The following is a 21,220-nucleotide window of genomic DNA, read 5'->3' as shown; positions in this document are numbered from 1 at the left end:
TCAGCCGTGTTCCTTCTTGAACCGTTCGGCCGCGGCGTTGATCAGGTCGATGTAGGCGGTCATGTTCTTGCCTTCGAGCTCCTTGACGTAGGCGTCCCATTCGCCGAGGTCGCGCTCGCCGAGGATGAACTTGAGGGTGTTCTGGGTGACGTGGTCCTTCAGCGGCGTCTCCCAGAGCGTCGAGCGCTCGCGCTCCTCGTCGGTGAACGGGTGCGGCGGGTCCACCGGCCAGGGCTTCCTGGCGTTCATCACGTTCTGGAACTCCATCTCCTCCTCGGAGAAGGTGGACTGGAGCAGCTTGGTGGTGCCGCCGTAGGCGAACACGCCGTTGCCGAAGCCGAAGTCCTTCTGCAGGTGCTTGGGGGCGCCCGGGTTGAGGCCGACCATGTCGACGTCGTCGGCGAGCTTGTAGGCGCCGGCGGAGTCCTTGGTGTAGGTGGTGCCCTCGACGCCCCACTTGGCGAACTCCTGACCCTGGTCGGAGTACCACAGCCAGTCGATGAACTGCATCATGGCCACGAAGTTCTTGTTCTCCAGGGCCTTCTTGGAGATCATGACGCCGTTCTCCAGCCGGGTGCCGATCTTGTAGTCGCCGACCGGGCCCATGAGCACGGGGATCTTGGCGACCTTGGCGCCCTTGACGGTCTTCTCCAGCGTCCCGCGGTACTCGTTGACGAGCGTCTGGGCGTTGGCGCTGATGACGAACGACTTGCCGGAGGTGAACTTCTGCTTGGCCTGGTCGTCCTGCTGGGTGAAGCTCTCCGGGTCGAGCAGCTTCTCCTGGACGAGCTTGCGCAGGTACTCGATCATCTGCTTGTACTGCGGCATGGCGCCGGTGTAGGCGAACTTGCCCGCCGCCGGGTCCCAGGTCGCGTGCTGGTACTCCCAGCCGCCCTTGGTGCCGTACGCCTGGGCGACGATCTTGAGCAGGTTGCCGCCGGGGGTGGGGACGCCCCACCGGTCGGTCATCGGGTAGCGGTCGGGATACTCCTGCTTCATGGCCGTGAGCACGGTGTGGAGTTCGTCCCAGGTCGTCGGGGTCCGCAGGCCGAGCTTGTCCATGATGTCGGTCCTGATGGCCAGGGTGTAGTCGACCCAGATGCTCTCGTGGATGCCGGGCAGCAGGTAGAAGCGGCCGTCGGCCTGGCGGAGCGTGTTCAGCTCGGGCTCCAGCCGCCATTTGGCGATCTTGTCCTTGAGGTTCGGCATCAGGTCGAGGTAGTCGCTGACCGGCAGGATCGCGCCGGAGGAGACGAAGGCGTCCTCCTGCGGATGGTAGGTCTTCGGGATGATGAGCGGGGCCTGGCCGGAGCCCACGAGCAGGCCGCGCTTCTTCTCGTAGTCGCTGAGCGGCACCTCGACCGGCTTGAGCGTCACGTCGGTCCGCTTGGTGAGCTCCTGCCAGAACAACCAGTCCTTCTTGTTGGGGTAGAACGGGTGGTTGTTGTAGAGCACGTCGAAGGAGAGCGGCTCGGTGGCCTTGAACTGCTGGTTGACGCCGAAGTTCGCCATCGCGCCCGCCCGGTTCGCGGAGGTCTCGGCGGCCTGCTTCGGCGCCGTGCCGTCCTCGCCGCAACCGGTGAGCACGAGCGTGAACGCGCCCAGTCCGATGATCGCCTGACGCCGGGAGATGTCGCGCATGGGAGGACTCCTTTGCCGTGGGGGTGGGTTGCGGCCTATCCCTTGACCGCGCCGAGCATGACGCCGGAGACGAAGTACCTCTGGACGAAGGGGTAGACCGCCAGGATGGGCAGCACGGTGAGCATGATCGTCACTGACTGGATGTTCGACGCCGCCTGGGTCACGTCCGCGAGCCCGGCGCCGGCCGACTCCGCGCCGGTGGCCCCGGCGATGAGGTTGCGCAGGTAGATGGTCACCGGGAACAGCTCCTGCTCGTGCAGGTAGAGGAAGGCGGTGAACCACGAGTTCCAGAACGAGACCGCGTAGAAGAGCACCATCGTGGCGATGACCGCCTTCGACAGCGGCAGCACGATGCGCCACAGGATGCCGTAGGTGTTGAGGCCGTCGATGGCGGCGGCCTCCTCCAGCTCGACCGGCAGGTTCTCGAAGAACGTCTTCATGATGAGGAGGTTGAAGACGCTGATGGCGTTGGGCAGGACGACGGCCCACAGGGTGTTCGTCAGCCCGAGGCTGTTGATCAGCACGTACTGGGGGATCAGGCCGCCGGTGAAGATCATGGTGAAGACGGCGAGCCAGATGAGGACCTTGCGCCCCTTGAGGTGCTTCTTGGCCAGGACGTACGCGTAACACGTGGTCAGGACCATGGCGATGGCCGTGGCGACCACGGTGTAGACTACCGTGTTGCGGTAGTTCGCCCAGAACATCGGGTCCGACACCACGATCTTGTAGGTGGTGAGGTTGAACCCGCGCGGGACGAGGTTGACCTGCCCGGTGACGATGTACCGTTCCTCGCTGAGCGAGCGGGCGATGATGTTGGCGAACGGGTAGAGCGTCACGACCACGACACCGGTGAGGATCACCGCGTTGATCCACCGGAACACGCGGTGGCCGCGGCCGCCGTCCCGCGTCACCACAGGCTCGTCCCCACCGTACGGCGGGAGATGAGGTTGGCCGAGGCGATGAGCACGATCCCGATCAGCGCCTCGAACAGGCCGATCGCGGCGGCGTAGCTGAGGCTGCTGGACTCGACGCCCATGCGGTAGAGGTACGTGGTGATCACGTCGGCGGTCGGGTAGGTCAGCGGGTTGTACAACAGGAGCACCTTCTCGAAGCCCACGGCCATGAACGTGCCGATGTTGAGGATCAGCAGCGTGACCGCCGTCGGCCGGATGCCCGGCAGGGTGACGTGCCAGATCTGCCGCCACCGGCCCGCGCCGTCGATCCGGGCCGCCTCGTACAACTGGTCGTCGACGGTGGTCAGGGCGGCGAGGTAGAGGATGGTCCCCCAGCCGACCGTCTGCCACATCTCGGACGTGACGTAGATCGTCCGGAACCACTCCGGCTTCTGCAGGAACGGGACCGGCTCCTCGCCGATCGTCTTCAGGAACTGGTTGATCGGGCCGTCGATGGACGTCATCTGCATGACGATCCCGGCCACGATCACGATGGACAGGAAGTGCGGCAGGTACGACACCGACTGCAGGAACCGCTTGAGCCTGCGGGTGCGGAGCTCGTTCAGCAGCAGCGCCAGCACGATCGGCAGCGGGAAGCAGAACAGCAGCGTCAGCCCGCCGAGGACGAGCGTGTTGGTGAACACCGTCCAGAACGTCGGGTCGTCGAGGAACATGCGCACGTAGCGCAGGCCCGCCCACTCCTCGCCGAAGATGCTGCCGCCGGGCTCGAACTTGCGGAACGCGATGACGTTGCCGACCATCGGCAGGTACCGGAAGATCAGGAAGAAGGCCAGCGGGAGCAGGGCCAGCGAGTACAGCTGCCAGTCGCGGCGCAGCGCCTGGCGCCAGGTGGTGCGCGGCGCCGCCGCCGGCTTCGCGTCCGGGGGGCGTGGCCGGCCTGGGTCGCGGGTGTCCGGCGGGGCCGTGTCGGTCGTGCTCATGAGACCTCCGGTGCTCCGCCTCGGCCGTCGACGCCTGCGACGCGGACGTCCGGCTGCAGCCGCCGCCCGTGGCCGACCTCGCGTTCGCGGCCGGTGAGGCGCAGCGGCAGCGCCGCCACCACGTCGGCGCTGGAGCGGGCCAGGCGCAGCTCGACGTCGCCGGGCTCGACGATCCGCCGGCCGCGCACCCCGGTGAACGAGGCGAGGTCGGCGTGCACGGTGAACGTCACGCGGGCGGCCTGGCCCGGCTCCAGCGGTACGCGGGCGTACCCGATGAGCCGGACCACCGGGCGCGTGGTCTGGGCGACCGGGTCGTGCAGGTAGAGCTGGACGACCTCGGTGCCGGGCCGGTCGCCGGTGTTGCGCACGGTGACCGCCGCGACCGCCTCGCCGTCGACGGGCCACTCGCCGCCGCTCTCGGCCCCGGTCCAGGAGAAGGCGGTGTAGCTCAGGCCGTGCCCGAACGGGTAGGCCGGGGTGGGGTCGACGGACGACACGTCGGTGCGCCGTCCGAGCGGCGGCGTCAGGTAGGTGGACGGCAGCCCGCCGTCGTCCCTGGGCACGCTGACCGGCAGCCGCCCGGACGGCTCGGCCGCGCCGGTGAGCACCTCGGCCAGCGCCCGGCCGCCGAGCTGGCCGGGGAAGAAGCCGAACAGCACGGCCGCGGCGGCGTCGGTCTCCGGTCCGAGCGCGTACGGACGACCGGCGAGCAGCACCAGCACCACCGGGGTACTGGTGGCGAGCACGGCCCGCACCAGCTCCGCCTGCACCCCGGGCAGGCGCAGACCGGCGGCGTCGCACCCCTCCCCCGAGGTGCCGCGGCCGAACAGCCCGGCCCGGTCGCCGACGGCGAGCACGCACACGTCGCTGTCCTGGGCGGCGGCGACGGCCGCCGCGATCCCTCCGGTGTCGTCCCCGCTGACGTCGCAGCCCGGCTCGTACGTGAGCCCCGGGACGAGCGCGGCCAGTTCCTCGCGCAGCGACGGGATGTCCAGCCCCGTCCCGTGCTCGGGATGGTGCGGGCCGACGTGGTTGGGGAAGGCGTAGCAGCCGAGCATCGCCATCGGGTCGTCGGCGACCGGTCCGACGAGGGCGACTTTCCGGCCGGGGGCCAGCGGCAGCACGCCGGTTTCGCGCACCAGCACCACGGACTGGCGGGCCAGCCGCAGCGCCAGCCCCCTGGACTCCTCGTCGTCGAACCGGATCTCGTCCGGGTCGCCGGGGACAGGCCGCCAGTCGTGGTCGAGCAGGCCGAGCTCGGCCTTCTGCGTCAGCACGCGGCGCAACGCCCGGTCGACCAGCCCCTCCCCCACCACGCCCGACTTGACCATGTCGACGAGCGGCTCGCCGTAGGCGTCGACGGTGGGCAGTTCGACGTCGATCCCGGCGCGCAGCGCGAGCCCGGCCGCCTCCGCCCCGTCCCCGGCCACGCCGTGCAGGCTCTCCAGGAACCTGACGGCGAAGTAGTCGGCGACGACCGTGCCGGTGAAGCCCCACTCCTCGCGCAGCAGCCCCGTCAGCAGGCTCTCGTCGGCGGCCACCGGAACGCCGTCGATCTCCGTGTACGCGTTCATGACCGATCGGGCGCCGCCCAGGCGCAACGCCATCTCGAACGGCGGCAGCACGACGTCGGCCAGTTCGCGCGGGCCCAGATGCGCGGGCGCGAGGTTGCGGCCGCCGCGGGAGGCCGCGTAGCCGGCGAAGTGCTTGAGCGTGGCGACGATCCCGGCGCTCTCCAGGCCGCGCACGTAGGCGGCGCCGATGCTGCCGACCAGGTACGGGTCCTCGCCGATGGTCTCCTCGGTGCGCCCCCAGCGGTAGTCGCGGGTCACGTCGAGGACCGGCGCGAGGCCCTGGTGGACGCCGGCGGCGCGCATCGACCGGCCGATCCGGCCGGCCATCTCCTCGACGAGCGCGGGATCGAAGGCGGCGCCCCAGCTCAGCGGCGCCGGGTAGACGGTCGCCCGCCAGGCGGAGAGCCCCGTCAGGCACTCCTCGTGCACCTGGGCCGGGATGCCGAACCGGCCGGCCGCCATGATCTCCCGCTGGGAGGCGGCCAGGGAGCGGGCGCCGGCGGCCGGGTCGACCGGGGCGGTGCCGTACGGGCGGGTGAGCTGGCCCAGGCCGTGGCGGATGACCGCAGGCCAGTCGACGACGTTCATGTCGGACTGGCGCGGGGCGACGCCGTCCCCCGATGGGTCGGCGCCGGCCCACACCCCCACGAGCTGGGCGAGCTTCTCCTCCAGCGTCATGAGCGGGATGAGGGCGTCGGCCCGCTCGGCGGGCGGCAGCATCGGGTCCCGCCAGGGGGTCGCGTCGGGGGGTGCCTGGCCCGTCATGAGATCCTCTCGGCCGGCAGCCGGCGGAAAGTGTGCCGCCAGACTTTGCCGAAACTTTTCGGAGAGTTGTCAAGTCTGTCGGCAACGTAGGACCGGGTGTCGAGAGGTGTCAAGAGGCGAGTCGGAACTCGGCTCATCCGGCGACGTGCACCTGCGGCGACGTTACGGGCGTGGCGGGCTTGCCGGAAAGTTTCAGGAGCCGTGCCCGGGAGTCAGCGGGCCTCGGCGGTGCTGGCGCGCACCACGAGGCTCGTGGCGAGCTCGATGCGGGTGCCGGTGGAGCGTGGGTGCGTGAGCTCCTCGTGGACCAGGCGGATCGCCTCGTTGGCCATCTCGTCGAGCGGCTGACGCACGGTGGTGAGCGGCGGCGTCATCATGTCGCACGTCGGCGAGTCGTCGAAGCCGACGACCGACAGCTCGTCGGGCACGCGGATGCCGCGCTGGGCGGCGGCCTGGTAGACGCCGGCGGCCTGCGGGTCGGACCCGGCGAAGACGGCGGTCGGCCGGTCGGGGTGGTCGAGCAGCTCGCCGCCGTGCAGCCGGCCGCCCGAGACCAGGAAGTCGCCGTAGCGGGTCAGGGCCGGATCGGGGTCGATGCCGAAGGTGCGGTGCGCGGCGAGATAGCCCTCGTGGCGGTCGAGCGTGCACTGCTTGTCGAGCGGGCCGCCGATGAAGCCGATGCGCCGGTGACCGAGCTCCAGCAGGTGGGTGGTCGCCTGGACGCCGCCGGCCCAGTTGGTCGCGCCGACGGCCGACAGGCCCAGGTCGCGCTGGCCCACGGGGTCGAGCAGGACCAGCGGGACGTGCAGCAGATCCTTGATCGCCTCGATCTCCTCCCGGCCGGCCCGCGACAGCACCAGCACGATGCCGTCGGTGCCGCGCTTGCGCAGCATGCCGACCCAGCGCCGCCGGTCGAAGTCGGAGTGGTAGGACGAGGTGACCACCAGCGAGAAGCCCCAGCGCGCCGCCGCCGCCTCGGCGCCCTCGATGATGACGTGCGACCAGGGCGAGCCGAGGCCGTTGATGAGCAGGTCGACGATGCCGGCCCGGGGACCGCCCGGCGGGCGCGGCGGCTCGTAGCCGTGGGCCCTGGCCGCCTCCAGCACCCGGTCGCGGGTGGCCGGCGAGACGTGCTTGCGGCCGCTGAGGACCTTGGAGACCGTGGGCACGGAGACCCCGGCGGCCGCGGCGATGTCGGCGAGCGTGGCGCGTTGCACGGAACCCCCCGGAGGCGTTCGCGGCGCTGTTGACAGAGCCGCGAAGCGGAGCCTACCTTAACGAAACAATCTTCAGCCAAATTACCGGCAACTCTCGCTGAAACTTTCCGACGTCACCCGGATCGATGGGAGCGTCATGCCCCGTACGTCGGCGGCGTGACGATCAGTTGCGTTCGCGCAGGAGTGCGGCCTGACCGGTGGGCCAGGCGATGTCGTCGACCGCCAGGAACGGCTCGTCGGCCACCGTCGCCGGGGTCGCCCCGGTGAAGGCCATGACCTCGCGGTGGAGGTGTGACTGGTCGGCGTAGCCGGTCTCGGCGGCGACCCGGGCGGCGGGCTCGCCCGCGACCAGGCGGTGGGCGGCGTGATCGAAGCGGACCAGGGTGGCGGCGCGCTTGGGCGGCAGGCCGAGCTGGGACCGGAACCGGTTCCACAGGCGCTTGCGGCTCCAGCCGACCTCGTCCGCCAGCTCGTCGACCCGGACCAGGCCGCGGCCCCTGACGAGCCGGTGCCAGGCCCACGCGACCTCCCGGTCCACGGGCGGCCCCGTCTCGTGGCGGCGGGCGATCAGCGCGTCCGCCAGGGCGAAGCGGTCCTGCCACGACGGCACGTCGCCCAGCCGCCCGCGGATCCGGGACACCTCCCGGCCCCACAGGTCGTCGAGGGAGACCAGGGCGCCGTCGAGGTCGGCCGGGGAGACGCCCAGCACCGCGCGGGCGACCACCGGGGACAGCCTGACCTGCACGCACTCGACGTTCTCGCCGCGCACCCGGACCGTACCGCCGGCTCCGATCCCGGGTCCGGCGACGACGCTTCCCCCCTCGCGCAGGCCCCCGGCGTCGTCCACGACGATCGAACCGGCGCTGAAATCGATCAGCAGCATCGCGGCAGGATGCGGCACCATCCGGAGGGCGTCCAGGTCACGGATGCGGAACCCGGCCATGGTGACGCCGGCCACCCGGCCGGGCCGCCGCGGGCGGGCGACCTCCCACACCACGCTGCCGTGCGCGAACGTCTGCACGGCCTCATGCTACGTAAGCCGTACGGGGGACATTCGTTCAATACGTCGCCCCGCGCCGGAGCCGACAGTGGTGCCATGACTGTTTCCGACGACCGGTCGCGCGTGAGCCGCGACGCCGAGAGCATCCTTCTGCCCCTGGACGACGGCGACATCCACGTGTGCCAGGAAGGCCCGCGCGACGCCCCCGCGCTCCTGCTCGTCCACGGGTCGGCGGCCTCGGGCCGCTCGTGGGACGCGATGGTCCCGCTGCTGGCCGGATCCCATCGGGTCATCCGGATCGACCTGCTCGGCCACGGGCGGTCGGCCAAACCGGCAGGTCCCAGTTATGCGACCGTCGACCAGGCACGCCGGGTCGGCGCGGCCCTGGATCTGCTCGGTGTCGGCCGCGCCACGGTGGTGGGCCATTCCAGCGGCGGCGCCGTCGCCACCGCCCTGGCCGAACAGCGACCGGACCTGGTGACCGCGCTCGTACTGATCAACACGGGGCCCGGCATGGACGCCTTCATCGCGTCGGAGTCCGCCGCCATCAGCCCCGCGCAGTGGCCGCCCACGAACGAGCAGATCCGGCAGTTCGCCGGCTCCGGTTTCAGCCGTCCCGGGTACGAGGTCCCGCGAACGATCCTGGACGAGATGCGCATGATGACCCACCACACGCTTGTCACCACGATGCGGGGCACCACGGAGTATCTCCAGCAGCGGCGGCTCCCGGATCGGCTGGCGGTCCTGGGCAAGCCGTTGCTGGTGATCTTCGGTGCGGACGACCGCAGGTGGCGGTCCTCGTCGGCCGCCGACTACCGCGCCGTCCCGGGCGCGCGGATCGAGCTGCTGCCCGAGGTCGGCCACACGCCCATTCTGGAGGACCCGGACCGGACCGCCGCGCTCCTCCTGACCTTCACCCGGGGCCGCTAGGTCCCGGTGCCGAAGCCGTCGAGCGTCTCCCGTTCCTCCAGGGTGGTCAGCTCCTGGAAGACCGTGATGTGCATGCCGCCGGGGGTGTCGAGGCGGGCGTTCAGCGACTGCCAGGGCGTGACGGTGGGCGGCGCGACCTCGTCGGCCCCGGCGGCGACCAGACGGCCGGCCGTCTCCCGCGTGTCGTCCACCTCGAACGCGACCCGGAACTTGGGCGCCACCTGACGGCCCACCTCCACGTCGTCGATCATCCGCTTCTGCGTCGGGTTGGCGATCTCCAAGGTCGCCCGTCCGGCCTCCAGGATGACCACCTCGGCCCCGTCACCCCCGGAGAAGGCCGCCTGCTCCGGCAGCCCCAGCACATCCCGGTAGAAGGCGACGGCCGCCTCGTAATCCTCCGCCTCCACCACCAGCCGCAACTGCCTGACGGCCTGCGGCTTCCGCTCGGCTGACATGATCGCCCCTTCCCGAGATCCTCCGGTCAAGATTCTGGCAGAGCCGGAGACGAGCCCCGGGCGGGGCACGGATGGGGGACGTGCCGGTTCGAGCAGCAGATCACGCCGAGGGTGACGAACCGGCCACCCTGCAACCACTCTCCCCACTGCACGTCCACCCCCCGGAGCAGCAGGTCACGAGCGGTCTCCAGCCGCTCCTCGACCGGGATCCGCTCCGGCGGCAGCAGCGCCGTGCGCGTCTTGCCGTACTCGCCCGCCAGCCACGCGACCGCCGGGGCCACTTCCGCGAAGGTGACGGCGATCCGTGACCTGGGCTTGAGCAGCCAGTCGCCGGTGCGCATCGGCGGCAGCGGGGAGGTGGAGAAGCCGGGCGAGGTGGGGCGGCGGTCGGCCTCGTCGGCACGTTCCGCCCCCGGGCCGGTCCACTGATAGGCGTGCCAGTGCATCGTGTGGCGCTCCCGGTAGGGTCGCGGCGGCTGTGATCAGGCAGGGACCGCCGTCTTCGCGGGTGACGCCTCAAGGATGGACAGACCGGCGGTGCGAAGCTCGGCTACCGGTGAACCGGAGCGTCCCGGCATCCGGGTTCTTCGAGTCACGCACCGCGTAGGCGTCCTCCGCCCCCGGGATGGGGGCGATCCTTCCCTGCGAGACCTGGACCGGCCGGTCCAGCGGGAGACAGCATAAAACCTTCTAATACCTTTGCAGACGTAGTCCAGAGTTTTAGCAGGTCAGCAATCCCATACGGTCTCACCATGGCCCTCGAGGACAGAAGCGACCGAATCGACCATGACGGGGCGAAGCTGGTCTGGCAGCAGGTGGCGGAGGATATCGAAGCGGGGATCGCCTCAGGCGTACCGTCAGCCGGCGCCAAGATGCCGACCGAGCTGGAGATGGCCGACCAGTACGGGGTGTCCCGCGTGACAGTGCGCCGCGCGGTCAAAGACCTCGCCGAACGGGGCCTGCTCGTCGTCGTTCATGGTCGCGGCACGTTCGTGGCGCAACAGGTCCCATCGGACTGATGCCGATGGGGCGGCCACGCGGCTTTGCGTGACCGCCCCCGTGAGGCGAAGGTGTCAGCTGAAGGTGACGTCGCTGCAGAAGTAGTACGTCTGGTCCATGTGGGACGCCTTCCAGATCGTGTAGATCACGTGGCGGCCGGTGCGTGAACCCTTGGTCAGGCTGGTGATCAAGTAGTTCTCGGCGGGTGCGTAGCGGGGTGTCTCGCGGACGAGCTCCAGGTGGTTCCAGCCGAGCGGGGTGGTGGTGGCGTCGTAGCCCTGGCGGGTGATGTAGACCCTGATGTAGTCGGCGCCGTGGCGGGCCTGGTCGTGCAGCCGCAGGTTGAAGGAGCTGCCGAGGGCGGTGGTGGTCCAGGCGCCGGGGGTGTCCATGGACCGGTAGCGGCCGTCCTGGGTGCGGCCGGCGCTGCAGAGCTGGCCGTCGGGGACGGCGGCCTGGTGGTTGCCGCCGACGTTGTCGCGGTAGAGGCCGTTCCAGTTCCACATCGCGTTGGTGTTGTCCTGCCAGGCCTGCCAGCACATGGGGTCGATCTGCTGCATGGCGGGGTTCTGGAAGTCGCTGCCCCAGCGCAGCCAGCAGCCGTAGTTGCGGGTGGCGGGGTCGACGATCGAGCCGTGCGCGGAGGCGGTGCCGGTCATGGGGACGACGAGGAGGGTCACCGTGGCGAGGAGCAGGGCGAGGATGCGCCGCGCCCGGCGGCGTGGTCCGGCGTGGGACATTGTGCGGTCTCCGTGTTCCGGTAGGGGGCCGGGGGTGGGAGCGCTCCGTGCGGGTGACGGTATCTGACCGCGAAAGTTCACGCCAATGACGATCCGGTGTCAACGGACGGGAGTGAGGGAGACCTGACGGGATGGCCTGGGGAAAGGGCTTTCCGAAGCGGTCGTGGTCCGGCTGAAAGTTTCGTGGCCCCGATCAGCAGGTCAGCTCGCCGTCCCGCACGGTGACGCCGGTGTGGCCCTGTGGGGCGGGAGCGCTGGGGACGAACATCGGGAGGCAGCTCGTCGCCGAGATCGCCAGCGCGCAGGTGGCCAGGGCCGTACGGATCACGAGGCGTAGCCGGGGTTGGCGACCGCGAGCTTGGCTCGTACGGCGTCGCGGAGGAACGGCGTCAGCATGGGGTTGTCGTCGAGGCGGCCGTCGCGGATGGCCGCGGCGAGCTCGGCGTCGTCGGCGACGCCGAGGGCGGCCAGGCGCGTCTCGTGGTCGAGTGCCTGGGACGGGCCGAGCTCGATCTCCCGCTCGACCATGGCGAGCACGTTGATCGCGACCCTGGTGTGGAAGCGGACCCGGCCCTCGGCGGCCGGCAGCACGTCGGATTCGAGGAACTCGCGGACGGCGGCGATCAGCTGGGCGGACGTCGGGGCGTCGTGCGGTGCGGGCATGCAGTTCTCCGTTGACCGGACACCGGTTTTCCGTTGAGATCCTTGCATGAGTTTCGCCGTGCCTGACAGGGTCCGCCCGTTGCGGGATGCCGTGTATGCGTTCATGACCGAGCGGGTGGAGCCCGCGGAGCGCGCCATCGAGGAGGGTGGCCGGGAGGCGCTCCGCGAGCTGCAGGAGGAGGCGAAGAAGGAGGGGCTCTGGGCGCTCGGCCATCCCAAGGAGCTCGGCGGCGGCGGGCTGCCGTTCCTCGACTACGTGTACGTCAACGAGGTGCAGGGACGCAGCGAGTACGGGCAGCTCGCGCTCGGCACGTACACGCTGCAGGACTCTCTCATGCTGTACGAGCACGCGACCGGCGAGCAGCGGGAGCGCTATCTGGCGCCGCTGGTGCGGGCCGAGATCTCGCCGAGTTTCGCGATGACCGAGCCGGCGGTGTCGAGCAGCGACCCGACGCAGCTCGCGACCCGGGCGGTGCTCGACGGCGACGAGTGGGTGATCAACGGGCACAAGTGGTTCACCACGGGCGCGTCTCAGGCGGCGTACACGACCGTGATGTGCCGGACCGAGGACGACGCTCCCCCGCACCTGGCGTTCTCGATGATCCTGGTGCCGACCGACACGCCGGGCTATCGGATCGTGCGCGACACGCCGGTGCTGGGGCTGCACGGGTCGCACTGCGAGGTGCGGTACGAGGACGTGCGGGTGCCGGCGGGCAACCTGCTCGGGCCGCGCGGGCACGGGTTCGTGATCGCGCAGAAGCGGCTCGGGCCTGGGCGGATCTTCCACTGCATGCGGTGGCTGGGGCAGGCGCAGCGGGCGTTCGACCTGATGTGCCGCCGGCTGCACGAGCGGACCGCGTTCGGCGAGCCGCTGGCGAAGAAGCAGCTCATGCGGCAGCACGTGTTCGACTCGTACGCGGAGATCCAGGCGGCGCGGTTGCTCACGCTGCAGGCGGCGGAGGCGGTCGACGCCGGGGGCGACGCGCGGGTGGAGATCGGCGCGATCAAGGTCGTCGGGGCGCGGATGCTGCACAACGTGGTCGACCGGGCGATCCAGGTGTACGGCGCGGCGGGGCTGACGCCGGACACGCCGCTGGACCGGATGTACCGGCACGCGCGGGCCGGGCGGATCTACGACGGCCCGGACGAGGTGCACATCGACTCGGTGGGGCGGCGGATCCTCGGCGCGTACGCGGCCGGCGGCAACTGGGAGTTCGGCCTCCGGTGAGCGACGTCGAGACGGTGGTGCGGGCGGCCTTCGGCGACGGGGCCGTGGTCGAGGGCCGGGTGCGGCTGCCCGGCGGGGCGTCGCGGGAGACGTGGGCGCTGGACGTCGTCACCCCCGGCGGGGTGCGGCATCCGCTGATCCTGCGGTCGGGGTCGGAGGGCGCGCTCGGGACCGGCCTGGCGGCGGAGGCGCGGCTGATGCGGGCCGCGCGGGAGGCCGGGGTGCCGGCGCCCGGCGTGCTGGCCGAGGGTGACGCGTACGTGCTCATGGAGCGGATCGAGGGTGAGACGATCCCGCGGCGGATCCTGCGGGACGACGCCTACAAGGCGGCCCTGCCGCGGCTGGCCGGGCAGTGCGGTGAGGCGCTGGCGGCGATCCACCGGATGCCGCTGTCGGCGCTGCCCCAGCCGCAGGGCGACGATGACCCGCTGGATCAGTACCGGGCGGCGCTGGACGCCGTCGAGGAGCCGCATCCGGTGTTCGAGCTGGCGCTGCGCAGGCTGGCCGCCGCGCGGCCCCGGAGCGTCCGGCGGACCGTGGTGCACGGCGACTTCCGCAACGGCAACCTGATCATCGGCCCCGAGGGCGTCCGCGCGGTGCTCGACTGGGAGCTGGCGCATGCCGGCGACCCGCTGGAGGATCTCGGCTGGCTGTGCGTGAAGGCGTGGCGGTTCGGGTCGCCGCTCCCGGTGGGCGGTTTCGGGCGGTACGACGACCTGGTGACCGCGTACGAGAAGGCGTCGGGACACCCGGTGGACCGGGAGGCGCTGCGCTGGTGGGAGACGTTCGGCGTGCTCAAGTGGGGCGTCATCTGCGCCGTGCAGGCGCGGCGGCACCTGTCGGGCGAGTCGCGGTCGGTGGAGCTGGCGGCGATCGGGCGGCGGGTGTGCGAGAACGAGTGGGACCTGCTGGCCATGCTGGAGGAAAACCCGTTGCGATGAGCGGCGCCCGGGCCGCAGGCTGTGGCGGTGGCCATCATCGAGGCGATCAGGCTTGTCAAGCGGTTCGGCCCGGTCACCGCGGTCGACGAGCTCAGCTTCGGGGTAGGCGACGGTGAGGTCGTGGGCCTGCTCGGGCTCAACGGCGCGGGCAAGTCGACGACCCTCCACATGCTGCTCGGCCTGATCACCCCCGACGCGGGCGAGGTGCGGGTGTTCGGGCTCGACCTGGCCCGGCACCGCACCGAGGTGCTCAGCCAGGTCAACTTCGCCGCCAGTTACGTCGACCTGCCGGGGCCGCTGCTGGTGCGCGAGGTGCTCGACGCGTTCGCCCACCTGTACGCGGTGCGGCGGCCGGGGGCGCGGGTGGCGGAGATGATCGAGCTGCTGGAGCTGGGGCCGCTGCGCGGACGGCGGATGATGGATCTGTCGTCGGGCCAGCGCACCCGGGTGCAGCTGGCCAAGGCGCTGCTGAACGCGCCCCGCCTGCTGGTGCTCGACGAGCCGACGGCCAACCTCGACCCGGACGCGGGCGACCGCATCCGCGGCCTGCTGACGCGGGTGTCGCGGGAGCGCGGCAGCGCGATGCTGATCACCTCGCACAACATGCGTGAGGTGGAGCGGATGTGCGACCGCATCCATTTCATGGCGGCCGGGCGGATCGTGGCCACGGGCACGGCGGCGGAGCTGGCCGGCCGCTACGGGGCCGAGGACTTGGAAGAGGTCTTCCTGAAGGTGGCGCGCGGATGACGACCATGACGTTGCCCCCGCTGGGGGCGGCCGCCCGGCGGCGGCGGGTCCTCGGCGTGGTCCGGCGCGACTTCGCGGCGCTGCGGCGCAGCCCGATCAGGATGTTCGAGATCCTGTTCTGGCCGGTGGTGGAGCTGGTGCTGTGGGGTTTCGTGACCCTGTTCCTGCAGACGCAGCGGGTTCCGTTCGTGGTCACGTTTCTGATCGGGGCCGTGCTGCTGTGGCAGGTGCTGCAGAAGGCCAGCAACGAGATCTCCATCGCCTTCCTGGAGGACATCTGGTCCAGGAACCTGCTGAACGTGCAGGTGAGCCCGCTGTCCAGCGCCGAGTACCTGACCGGGCTGGTGCTGTTCTCGCTGGGCAAGGTGGCGTTCGCGGTGGCGGTCATGGCGGGGCTGGCGTACGCCCTGTACGGGTTCGGGGTGACGAGCCTGGGCGTGGGGCTGGCGCCGTTCATGGGGGTGCTGCTCATGTTCGGCTGGTCGCTGGGCCTGGTCGCCATCTCGGCGGTGCTCAGGTTCGGCGAGAACGCGCAGGTGATCGCCTGGTCGCTGGTGTTCGTGGTGCAGCCGCTGGCGGGGATCTTCTACCCGGTCTCGGTGCTGCCGGAGCCTCTCCAGGCGCTGGCCTGGTTCACGCCGGCGTCCCACGTCTTCGAGGGGATGCGGGCCGTCCTGGCGGGCGGCGCGGTGCCGTGGGACCGGCTGGCGTGGGCGGCCGGGCTGAACGTGGTCTACCTGGCGGCGACGCTGGCGTTGTTCGGGTGGGCTCTGCGGTACGCCCGGCGGCACGGGAAACTGTCCCGGTTCGGCGACTGACGGCGCGCTCGCCGGGTTAGTCTCAGGATCATGAAGATCATCCCGAACAGCGGAACCGGGTCCGGCGCCATCACGCCCGACGGCTCGTCCGTCGAGGTCTACAAGATGATCAAACCGGGCGAGGAGCCGGACGTCGTGGCCGGGCAGGTGCCGGCCGGCGGCTCGGTGCTCGACCTGGGCGCGGGCGTGGGCCGGGTGACCCACGCCCTGATCGAGCGCGGCTACGAAGTCGTCGCGGTCGACGAGTCGGCCGAGATGCTGGCCGAGGTGCGCGGCGCGGAGACCGTGCGCTGCCGCATCCAGGACCTGCGGCTGGGCCGGCGCTTCGACGGCGTGCTGCTGGCCTCGAACCTCGTGCACACCGCCGACGAGGCGGGACGGCAGGGCCTGCTGGAGGCGTGCGCCCGGCACGTCGCCGGCGACGGGTCGGTGCTGGTCCAGTGGACCCCGCCGGAGCGGCACGACGCCTGGGAGGTCGGCCGGGGCCGCACCGAGGGCGACATCCGGGTCGAGATGTCGGCGCTGGAACAGGTCGCCCCCGGCGTGGTCAACGCCACCATGCGGTGCGTGTGCGGGGAGCGCGAGTGGACGCAGTCGTTCACCTCCCGGCGCCTGTCGGACGAGCAGCTGGCGGCCGCGCTGGAGGCGGCGGGGCTGCGGCTGGACCGGTTCCTCACCGACGACCGGGGCTGGGTGAAGGCCGTGCCTGCGGCCGGGGCCTGACTGGAGTGGCGGCTGATCGACTGGCAGACTGCACCCAGGGGGTACGCCAAACGGGAGGCCGACGTGTCCGACGAGTTCGACGAGTTCGACGTCATCGTGATCGGAGCCGGTCCGGCCGGTGAGAACGTCGCCGACCGGGCGGTGCGCGGCGGCCTGTCCGCCGCGGTCGTGGAGGAGCGGCTGGCCGGCGGCGAGTGCTCCTACTGGGCGTGCATCCCGAGCAAGGCGCTGCTGCGCCCGGTCGAGCTGGCCGCCGAGGTGGCGCGGGTGCCGGGCCTGGAGGCGGGGCCGATCGACACGCGGGCGGTGCTGGCCCGCCGCGACGAGGCGGTCAGCGGCTACGACGACGCCGGTCAGGTGCGCTGGGTCGAGGGCGTGCCCGCCGCGTTCGTGCGCGGGCGCGGGCGGCTGGACGGCCCGCGCCGGGTGGTCGTCGACACGCCGGACGGCGGCGAGCGGGTGCTGACCGCCCGCCACGCGGTGGTGCTGGCGACCGGCAGCGTCGCCTCGGTGCCGCCGGTGCCGGGGCTGCGAGAGGCGGAGCCGTGGACCAGCCACGAGGTCACCGCCGTCAAGTCGGTGCCCGGCCGGCTGGCGGTGATCGGCGGCGGCGTGGTCGGCTGCGAGATGGCGCAGGCCATGCACGGGCTGGGCGCGCGGCAGACGACGCTGCTGGTGCGCGGCGGCGGGCTGCTGGAGCGCATGGAGCCGTTCGCGGGCGAGCTGCTGGCCGACTCGTTCGCGGCCGCGGGCATCGACGTGCGGCTGCGTACCGGGGCGGAGCGGGTGGAACGGCCCGAGCCGGGCGGCAAGGTGACCGTGCACCTGTCGCAGGGCCCACCGGTCGAGGCCGACGAGGTGCTGGTCGCCGCCGGCCGCAAGCCCGCCACGAAGGGGCTGGGGCTGGAGACCGTCGGACTGCCGGAGGACCGGCCGGTCGAGGTGGACGACAGCCTGCGCGCCACCGGCGTGACCGGCGGCTGGCTGTACGCGGTGGGCGACGTCAACGGGCGCAACCTGCTCACCCACATGGGCAAGTACCAGGGCCGGGCGTGCGGCGACGTGATCGCGGCCAGGGCCGCGGGCCGGCCGGACGACCTGCCGGGCATGCGCGCGGGCGCCGACGGGTCCGGGCCGCCGCAGGTGGTGTTCACCGACCCGCAGATCTGCTCGGTCGGCCGCACCGAGGCCGCGGCCCGCGAGGCCGGGTTCCGGGTGCGGACGGTGGAGTACGACCTGGCGAACGTGTCCGGGGCCTACCTGCTCGGCGACGGCTACCGCGGCCGGGCCAAGGCGGTGGTGGACGAGGACCGCAAGGTGCTGCTGGGCGTCACCTTCGCCGGGCCGGGCACGGCCGAGCTGCTGCACTCCGCGACCGTCGCGGTCATCGGCGAGGTGCCGCTGGAGCGGCTCTGGCACGCCGTGCCGTCGTTCCCGACGGTGAGCGAGGTGTGGCTGCGCCTGCTGGAGGCCTACGGCCTCTGATCGCCGCGCAGGTAGGCGACCGTCATCTCGCCCACCATGCGGCGCAGCCGGGCGCGGTGCTCCGGCGCGGTCATGTCGCGGCCGAACAGCGCGCCGAACGTGTGCTGGTTGGCCACCCGGAAGAAGCAGAACGCGCTGATCATCATGTGCACGTCGACGGCGTCGGCCTCGGTGGCGAAGTCGCCGCTCGCCTTGCCCGCCTCCAGGATGCGCTCGATGACGCCGAGCACGGGTGTGCCGAGGTTGGCCAGGACCTCCGACTTGCGGATGTGCTCGGCCTCGTGGATGTTCTCGATCGCGACCAGCTTGATGAAGTCGCGGTGCGCGTCGTGGTGGTCGAACGTCAACTCCGCCAGCGTGCGGATCGCCTCCACCGGCGCCAGGTGCTCCACGTCGAGGTCGCGCTCGGCGGCGCGGACCACCGAGTAGGCGTGCTCCAGGACGGCGATGTAGAGCTTCTCCTTGCTGCCGTAGTAGTAGTAGATCATGCGCTTGGTGGTGCGCATCAGCTCGGCGATCTCGTCGACCCGCGCCCCCGCGTAGCCGCGCCTGGCGAACTCCCGCTGGGCGACCTCGAGGATCTCCGCCCTGGTGCGGTCGGCGTCGCGCCGGCGCTCACCGGTGGCTGGCTGCGAGGTCATGAGACTCCACGGGACGGCGGGGACGATTTCGCCTCATCCTATGACCGCTCCACGTGCTGCACCGCCAGCCGGACGGCCGCGTTCGCCGCGCCGTACCCGTCGTAGCCGCCGATCCGCTGGACCAGTTCGAAGAAGACCCGGCCCGCCGTCACCGTGTACAGGTGCAGGAACTCGCCCCGCTCGTCCCTGTCGTACAGCAGCCCCAGCTCCCTGATCTCCGGGTCGGTCGCGTACCTGGCCTCCAGGTTGTCGTGGTAGTTGGCCGGGATGGGCAGCAGCAGGCCGGGATGCTCGGCGCGCAGCCGCCGGGCCAGCGCCCGCAGGTCGCGGACGGCGAGCGCGACGTGCTGGCCGGGCGCCCGGCCGGCGCCCACCCTGGCGATGTTGACGACCAGCCGGGTGCCGCCGCCCGCCATGGCGCGGCTGCGCAGCAGGCCGTACGGGTCGGCGACCTCCAGGCTCTCCTGCGGACGCAGCCCGAGCACGCTGCGGTAGAACAGCGACGCCTCGTCGAAGTGCTGCCACGGCTGGGTGAGCGCGACGTGGTCGATCGCGGTCACCTCTCCCTCCGGTACGGGGGACACGCGCGGGAAGTCGGCCGTCCAGTCGGGGTGGTCGGCGCGCCCGGTGCGGCAGAAGAACAGGGCGGTCCCGTCGGGGGCGGCGATGGCGTCCAGCGGCGCGTCGCGGGGGGCGCGCTCGCGGGGCAGCACGGGGGCCAGCAGCGTCTCGGCCCGTTTCACGGACGCGGCCGGGTCCGGCGTCTCCAGCCCGATCGCCACCAGCCCGGGCTCCTCGTCCGCGGGTTCGTCCTGGCCGGCGTTGAGAAGGACGCGGGCGCCGCCCTGCTCCCAGAGCTCGACCGGTTTCGTCCGGTGTGTGCCCGTACGAGCGAAACCGAGGGCCGACAGGAGGGCGGGGAGCTCGGCGGAGCCGCCGGTGGCCAGTTCGGCGAACGCGAACCCGGACGGCACGACCGGCGGGGCGCCCGACGGCCGCAGCGCCTCCTCCAGCGCGATCAGCGACCGCATCGCGTCCAGCGCGGTCCTGCGGGCGTCGGACTGGCGGAAGACGTCGTTGAACACCTCCAGCGACAGCGGCCCCGCGTACCCGGTGGCCAGCACGTGCCGGACCAGGCCCGTCACGTCGAAGCCGCCCTGGCCGGGGAAGCAGCGGTAGTGGCGGCTCCACGGCAGGACGTCCATGGCCATCCGGGGCGCGTCGGCGAGCTGCAGGAAGAACACCTTCTCCCCCGGGATCGCCTCGATGCCGATGGGGTCGGAGCCGCGCGAGAGGATGTGGAAGCTGTCCAGGCAGACGCCGAGCGACGGGTGGTCGGCCGTGCGCACGATCCGCCAGGCGTGCAGATACTCGCTGACGTGCCGCCCCCAGGCGAGCGCCTCGTAGGCGATCCGGATGCCGTGCCCGGCCGCCCGGTCGGCGAGCCGGTGGAGCTGCTCGGCGGCGAGCGCGTCGTCGGGCAGGGCGTCCGGGGAGACGTTCGAGCAGACGAGCAGCGTGTCCGCGCCGAGCCGGTTCATCACGTCGAAGGTGTACTCGGCGCGGCGCAGGTTGACCCGGAGCACGTCGTCGGGCACCGCTTCGAAGTCGCGCAGCGGCTGGTACAGGTCGATGCCCAGGCCCAGGTCGGCGGCCCTGAGCCGGATCTCCTCGGGCGGCAGCGGGCAGGCGATCAGGTCGTTCTCGAACACCTCCACCCCGTCGAAGCCGGCCGCGGCGATCGCCTCCAGCTTCTCGGTCAGCGTGCCGCTCACCGACACGGTCGCGATGGACTTGCGCATGGCGTCCTCCTGTCAGGCGGGGTTCAGGCGGGTTCAGGCGGTGACGAGTTCGGTCAGGTGGGCGAGCATCCGCTCGGCGTCCGGCTTCCTGCCCGTGAACAGGTGGAAGGCGTGCGCCGCCTGGAAGACGACCATGCCGCCGCCGTCGAGCGTGCGGCAGCCGAGTGCGCGGGCGCGGCGCAGCAGCTCGGTCTCCAGCGGCCGGTAGACGATGTCGGCCACCCACAGGCCGGGGCGGAGCAGGCCGGCGGGCAGCGGCAGGCCGGGGTGCTCCGCCATGCCGGTGGGGGTGGCGTGCACCAGCCCGTCCGCGCCCGGCAGCAGGTCCGGCAGGTCGCCGGGCACGGCGGGGCGGGCCCGGCCCGCGCCGAACCGCCCGGCCAGCTCGGCCGCCAGCGCCCGGGCCCGCGCCGGATCCGCGTCCACCACGGTCAGCTCGCCCGCGCCGAGGGTGAGCAGCGCGTGCCCGACCGCCGCCCCGGCCCCGCCCGCGCCGAGCTGCACCACCCGGCCGGTGGGCGCGCCGGGCAGGTCGCGGGCGAACGACTCGGCGAAGCCGGTCCAGTCGGTGTTGTGCCCGACGGCCCGGTCGCCGTCGAACACCACCGTGTTGACCGCGCCCAGCGTGGTCGCGTCCGCCGACAGCTCGTCCAGGTGCGGGAGCACCGCCCGCTTGCACGGGTGGGTGATGTTGAGCCCGTCGAAGCCCAGCCGCCGCGCCATCCGGACCAGCTCTCCCACCTCCTCGGCGGCGCCCGCCTCGATCAGCCGGTAGACGTACGGGATGCCGAGGCGGGACGCCTCCCGCTCGTGCAGGGCGGGACTGAGTGACGGTCCGATGCCGGAGCCGATGAGCCCGATCAGGTAGGAGGTCATGCTCACCCTCGAGTTATGTACGAACTAGTGAGTTAGTCATAACATCCCCGACGCCGTCCCGGGAAGAGACTCTTGACATGA

Annotated in this window: 23 protein-coding genes; 8 read left to right on the top strand and 15 right to left on the bottom strand. The window is 71.8% G+C overall.

All coding sequences use genetic code 11. From position 1 onward, the window contains the following. The 6 genes from ACGFI7_RS28775 to ACGFI7_RS28750 all read right to left on the bottom strand — a co-directional run bounded on the left by ACGFI7_RS28775 (position 1) and on the right by ACGFI7_RS28750 (position 8,112). The gene (locus tag ACGFI7_RS28775; protein WP_393409892.1) at positions 1-1,641 is read right to left on the bottom strand and encodes an extracellular solute-binding protein; all 1,641 of its coding nucleotides are present in this window, start codon (positions 1,639-1,641) and stop codon (positions 1-3) included. A gap of 35 nt (positions 1,642-1,676) precedes the next feature. Then, on the bottom strand, positions 1,677-2,552 hold the full coding sequence (locus ACGFI7_RS28770) for a carbohydrate ABC transporter permease (protein WP_393409890.1): 876 nt from the start codon (positions 2,550-2,552) through the stop codon (positions 1,677-1,679). After that, positions 2,549-3,535: an ABC transporter permease gene (locus ACGFI7_RS28765; RefSeq protein ID WP_393409888.1), complete on the bottom strand. Its 987-nt coding sequence runs from the start codon at positions 3,533-3,535 to the stop codon at positions 2,549-2,551. The genes ACGFI7_RS28770 and ACGFI7_RS28765 overlap by 4 nt, the downstream gene beginning before the upstream one ends. Next, entirely contained in the window at positions 3,532-5,874 is a 2,343-nt protein-coding gene (locus ACGFI7_RS28760; protein ID WP_393409887.1) for a glycoside hydrolase family 3 N-terminal domain-containing protein, read from the bottom strand. The genes ACGFI7_RS28765 and ACGFI7_RS28760 overlap by 4 nt, the downstream gene beginning before the upstream one ends. Before the next feature lie 212 nt (positions 5,875-6,086). Next, positions 6,087-7,091, bottom strand: a complete 1,005-nt coding sequence (locus ACGFI7_RS28755; protein WP_393409886.1) for a LacI family DNA-binding transcriptional regulator — start codon at positions 7,089-7,091, stop codon at positions 6,087-6,089. A gap of 163 nt (positions 7,092-7,254) precedes the next feature. Beyond that, a complete protein-coding gene (locus ACGFI7_RS28750; RefSeq protein ID WP_393409885.1) occupies positions 7,255-8,112 on the bottom strand; it encodes a helix-turn-helix domain-containing protein in 858 nt (285 codons plus the stop codon). A 75-nt stretch (positions 8,113-8,187) separates the two neighbouring features. On the opposite strand from ACGFI7_RS28750, the gene ACGFI7_RS28745 reads away from it, so the two are divergent. Further along, a complete protein-coding gene (locus tag ACGFI7_RS28745) occupies positions 8,188-9,021 on the top strand; it encodes an alpha/beta fold hydrolase (RefSeq protein ID WP_393409883.1) in 834 nt (277 codons plus the stop codon). On the opposite strand, the gene ACGFI7_RS28740 is transcribed toward ACGFI7_RS28745, so the two are convergent. The 3 genes from ACGFI7_RS28740 to ACGFI7_RS28730 all read right to left on the bottom strand — a co-directional run bounded on the left by ACGFI7_RS28740 (position 9,018) and on the right by ACGFI7_RS28730 (position 10,103). Then, entirely contained in the window at positions 9,018-9,476 is a 459-nt protein-coding gene (locus ACGFI7_RS28740; RefSeq protein WP_393409881.1) for a VOC family protein, read from the bottom strand. The two genes, ACGFI7_RS28745 and ACGFI7_RS28740, sit on opposite strands and share 4 nt — an antisense overlap. Positions 9,477-9,502: 26 nt before the next feature. Then, positions 9,503-9,922: a hypothetical protein gene (locus ACGFI7_RS28735; RefSeq protein WP_393409880.1), complete on the bottom strand. Its 420-nt coding sequence runs from the start codon at positions 9,920-9,922 to the stop codon at positions 9,503-9,505. Positions 9,923-9,992: 70 nt separating this feature from the next. Continuing rightward, positions 9,993-10,103, bottom strand: coding sequence for a DUF397 domain-containing protein (locus ACGFI7_RS28730; protein ID WP_393410527.1), 111 nt, complete (start codon positions 10,101-10,103; stop codon positions 9,993-9,995). Positions 10,104-10,228: 125 nt separating this feature from the next. Between ACGFI7_RS28730 and ACGFI7_RS28725 the strand changes: the two genes are divergently transcribed. Continuing rightward, positions 10,229-10,495: a GntR family transcriptional regulator gene (locus tag ACGFI7_RS28725; RefSeq protein WP_393409879.1), complete on the top strand. Its 267-nt coding sequence runs from the start codon at positions 10,229-10,231 to the stop codon at positions 10,493-10,495. A gap of 54 nt (positions 10,496-10,549) precedes the next feature. Here ACGFI7_RS28725 and ACGFI7_RS28720 read toward each other — a convergent pair whose 3' ends face one another. The 3 genes from ACGFI7_RS28720 to ACGFI7_RS28710 form a co-directional block, all read right to left on the bottom strand. Beyond that, positions 10,550-11,215, bottom strand: coding sequence for a lytic polysaccharide monooxygenase (locus ACGFI7_RS28720; protein ID WP_393409877.1), 666 nt, complete (start codon positions 11,213-11,215; stop codon positions 10,550-10,552). 193 nt (positions 11,216-11,408) lie between these two features. Then, entirely contained in the window at positions 11,409-11,543 is a 135-nt protein-coding gene (locus tag ACGFI7_RS28715; protein ID WP_393409876.1) for a hypothetical protein, read from the bottom strand. Beyond that, positions 11,540-11,878 carry a DUF6285 domain-containing protein gene (locus tag ACGFI7_RS28710; protein WP_393409874.1) on the bottom strand — a complete coding sequence of 113 codons (339 nt, stop codon included), beginning with the start codon at positions 11,876-11,878 and terminating at the stop codon, positions 11,540-11,542. Before ACGFI7_RS28710 ends, ACGFI7_RS28715 begins: the two co-directional genes overlap by 4 nt. Positions 11,879-11,924: 46 nt before the next feature. On the opposite strand from ACGFI7_RS28710, the gene ACGFI7_RS28705 reads away from it, so the two are divergent. From ACGFI7_RS28705 to ACGFI7_RS28680, 6 genes are all read left to right on the top strand, one after another. Then, positions 11,925-13,106 (top strand): acyl-CoA dehydrogenase family protein, encoded by a 1,182-nt coding sequence (locus ACGFI7_RS28705; protein WP_393409872.1) that lies wholly within the window; start codon positions 11,925-11,927, stop codon positions 13,104-13,106. Beyond that, entirely contained in the window at positions 13,103-14,047 is a 945-nt protein-coding gene (locus ACGFI7_RS28700; RefSeq protein WP_393409871.1) for a phosphotransferase family protein, read from the top strand. The genes ACGFI7_RS28705 and ACGFI7_RS28700 overlap by 4 nt, the downstream gene beginning before the upstream one ends. Before the next feature lie 27 nt (positions 14,048-14,074). After that, a complete protein-coding gene (locus tag ACGFI7_RS28695; RefSeq protein ID WP_393409870.1) occupies positions 14,075-14,794 on the top strand; it encodes an ABC transporter ATP-binding protein in 720 nt (239 codons plus the stop codon). Then, positions 14,791-15,612, top strand: coding sequence for an ABC transporter permease (locus tag ACGFI7_RS28690; RefSeq protein ID WP_393409869.1), 822 nt, complete (start codon positions 14,791-14,793; stop codon positions 15,610-15,612). The genes ACGFI7_RS28695 and ACGFI7_RS28690 overlap by 4 nt, the downstream gene beginning before the upstream one ends. 30 nt (positions 15,613-15,642) lie before the next feature. Beyond that, positions 15,643-16,335 carry a class I SAM-dependent methyltransferase gene (locus ACGFI7_RS28685; protein ID WP_393409867.1) on the top strand — a complete coding sequence of 231 codons (693 nt, stop codon included), beginning with the start codon at positions 15,643-15,645 and terminating at the stop codon, positions 16,333-16,335. Between the two features lie 63 nt (positions 16,336-16,398). Then, entirely contained in the window at positions 16,399-17,820 is a 1,422-nt protein-coding gene (locus ACGFI7_RS28680; protein WP_393409866.1) for a dihydrolipoyl dehydrogenase family protein, read from the top strand. Here ACGFI7_RS28680 and ACGFI7_RS28675 read toward each other — a convergent pair. Genes ACGFI7_RS28675 through ACGFI7_RS28665 form a run of 3 tightly spaced genes read right to left on the bottom strand, consistent with a single transcriptional unit; the run spans position 17,808 to position 21,139 of the window. Next, a complete protein-coding gene (locus ACGFI7_RS28675) occupies positions 17,808-18,461 on the bottom strand; it encodes a TetR family transcriptional regulator (protein WP_393409865.1) in 654 nt (217 codons plus the stop codon). The two genes, ACGFI7_RS28680 and ACGFI7_RS28675, sit on opposite strands and share 13 nt — an antisense overlap. A 38-nt stretch (positions 18,462-18,499) precedes the next feature. Next, positions 18,500-20,263 carry a bifunctional sugar phosphate isomerase/epimerase/4-hydroxyphenylpyruvate dioxygenase family protein gene (locus ACGFI7_RS28670; protein ID WP_393409863.1) on the bottom strand — a complete coding sequence of 588 codons (1,764 nt, stop codon included), beginning with the start codon at positions 20,261-20,263 and terminating at the stop codon, positions 18,500-18,502. A 33-nt stretch (positions 20,264-20,296) separates the two neighbouring features. Then, complete coding sequence (locus ACGFI7_RS28665; protein WP_393409862.1) at positions 20,297-21,139, bottom strand: shikimate dehydrogenase; 843 nt, start codon at positions 21,137-21,139, stop codon at positions 20,297-20,299. Between the last annotated feature and the right edge of the window lie 81 nt (positions 21,140-21,220).

The organism is Nonomuraea sp. NPDC048826 (assembly GCF_043198225.1).
Taxonomy (GTDB): Bacteria; Actinomycetota; Actinomycetes; order Streptosporangiales; family Streptosporangiaceae; genus Nonomuraea.
Note: the sequence above shows the minus strand (reverse complement) of the source record. Positions and strands in the feature narration are given on the sequence as shown.

Excerpts from the sequence above, each read along its gene's own strand:
- ACGFI7_RS28775 (WP_393409892.1), bottom strand. The coding sequence starts at position 1,641 with ATGCGCGACATCTCCCGGCGTCAGGCGATCATCGGACTGGGCGCGTTC.
- ACGFI7_RS28765 (WP_393409888.1), bottom strand. The coding sequence starts at position 3,535 with ATGAGCACGACCGACACGGCCCCGCCGGACACCCGCGACCCAGGCCGG.
- ACGFI7_RS28760 (WP_393409887.1), bottom strand. The coding sequence starts at position 5,874 with ATGACGGGCCAGGCACCCCCCGACGCGACCCCCTGGCGGGACCCGATG.
- ACGFI7_RS28745 (WP_393409883.1), top strand. The coding sequence starts at position 8,188 with ATGACTGTTTCCGACGACCGGTCGCGCGTGAGCCGCGACGCCGAGAGC.
- ACGFI7_RS28740 (WP_393409881.1), bottom strand. The coding sequence starts at position 9,476 with ATGTCAGCCGAGCGGAAGCCGCAGGCCGTCAGGCAGTTGCGGCTGGTG.
- ACGFI7_RS28735 (WP_393409880.1), bottom strand. The coding sequence starts at position 9,922 with ATGCACTGGCACGCCTATCAGTGGACCGGCCCGGGGGCGGAACGTGCC.
- ACGFI7_RS28725 (WP_393409879.1), top strand. The coding sequence starts at position 10,229 with ATGGCCCTCGAGGACAGAAGCGACCGAATCGACCATGACGGGGCGAAG.
- ACGFI7_RS28720 (WP_393409877.1), bottom strand. The coding sequence starts at position 11,215 with ATGTCCCACGCCGGACCACGCCGCCGGGCGCGGCGCATCCTCGCCCTG.
- ACGFI7_RS28710 (WP_393409874.1), bottom strand. The coding sequence starts at position 11,878 with ATGCCCGCACCGCACGACGCCCCGACGTCCGCCCAGCTGATCGCCGCC.
- ACGFI7_RS28705 (WP_393409872.1), top strand. The coding sequence starts at position 11,925 with ATGAGTTTCGCCGTGCCTGACAGGGTCCGCCCGTTGCGGGATGCCGTG.
- ACGFI7_RS28690 (WP_393409869.1), top strand. The coding sequence starts at position 14,791 with ATGACGACCATGACGTTGCCCCCGCTGGGGGCGGCCGCCCGGCGGCGG.
- ACGFI7_RS28685 (WP_393409867.1), top strand. The coding sequence starts at position 15,643 with ATGAAGATCATCCCGAACAGCGGAACCGGGTCCGGCGCCATCACGCCC.
- ACGFI7_RS28675 (WP_393409865.1), bottom strand. The coding sequence starts at position 18,461 with ATGACCTCGCAGCCAGCCACCGGTGAGCGCCGGCGCGACGCCGACCGC.
- ACGFI7_RS28670 (WP_393409863.1), bottom strand. The coding sequence starts at position 20,263 with ATGCGCAAGTCCATCGCGACCGTGTCGGTGAGCGGCACGCTGACCGAG.
- ACGFI7_RS28665 (WP_393409862.1), bottom strand. The coding sequence starts at position 21,139 with ATGACCTCCTACCTGATCGGGCTCATCGGCTCCGGCATCGGACCGTCA.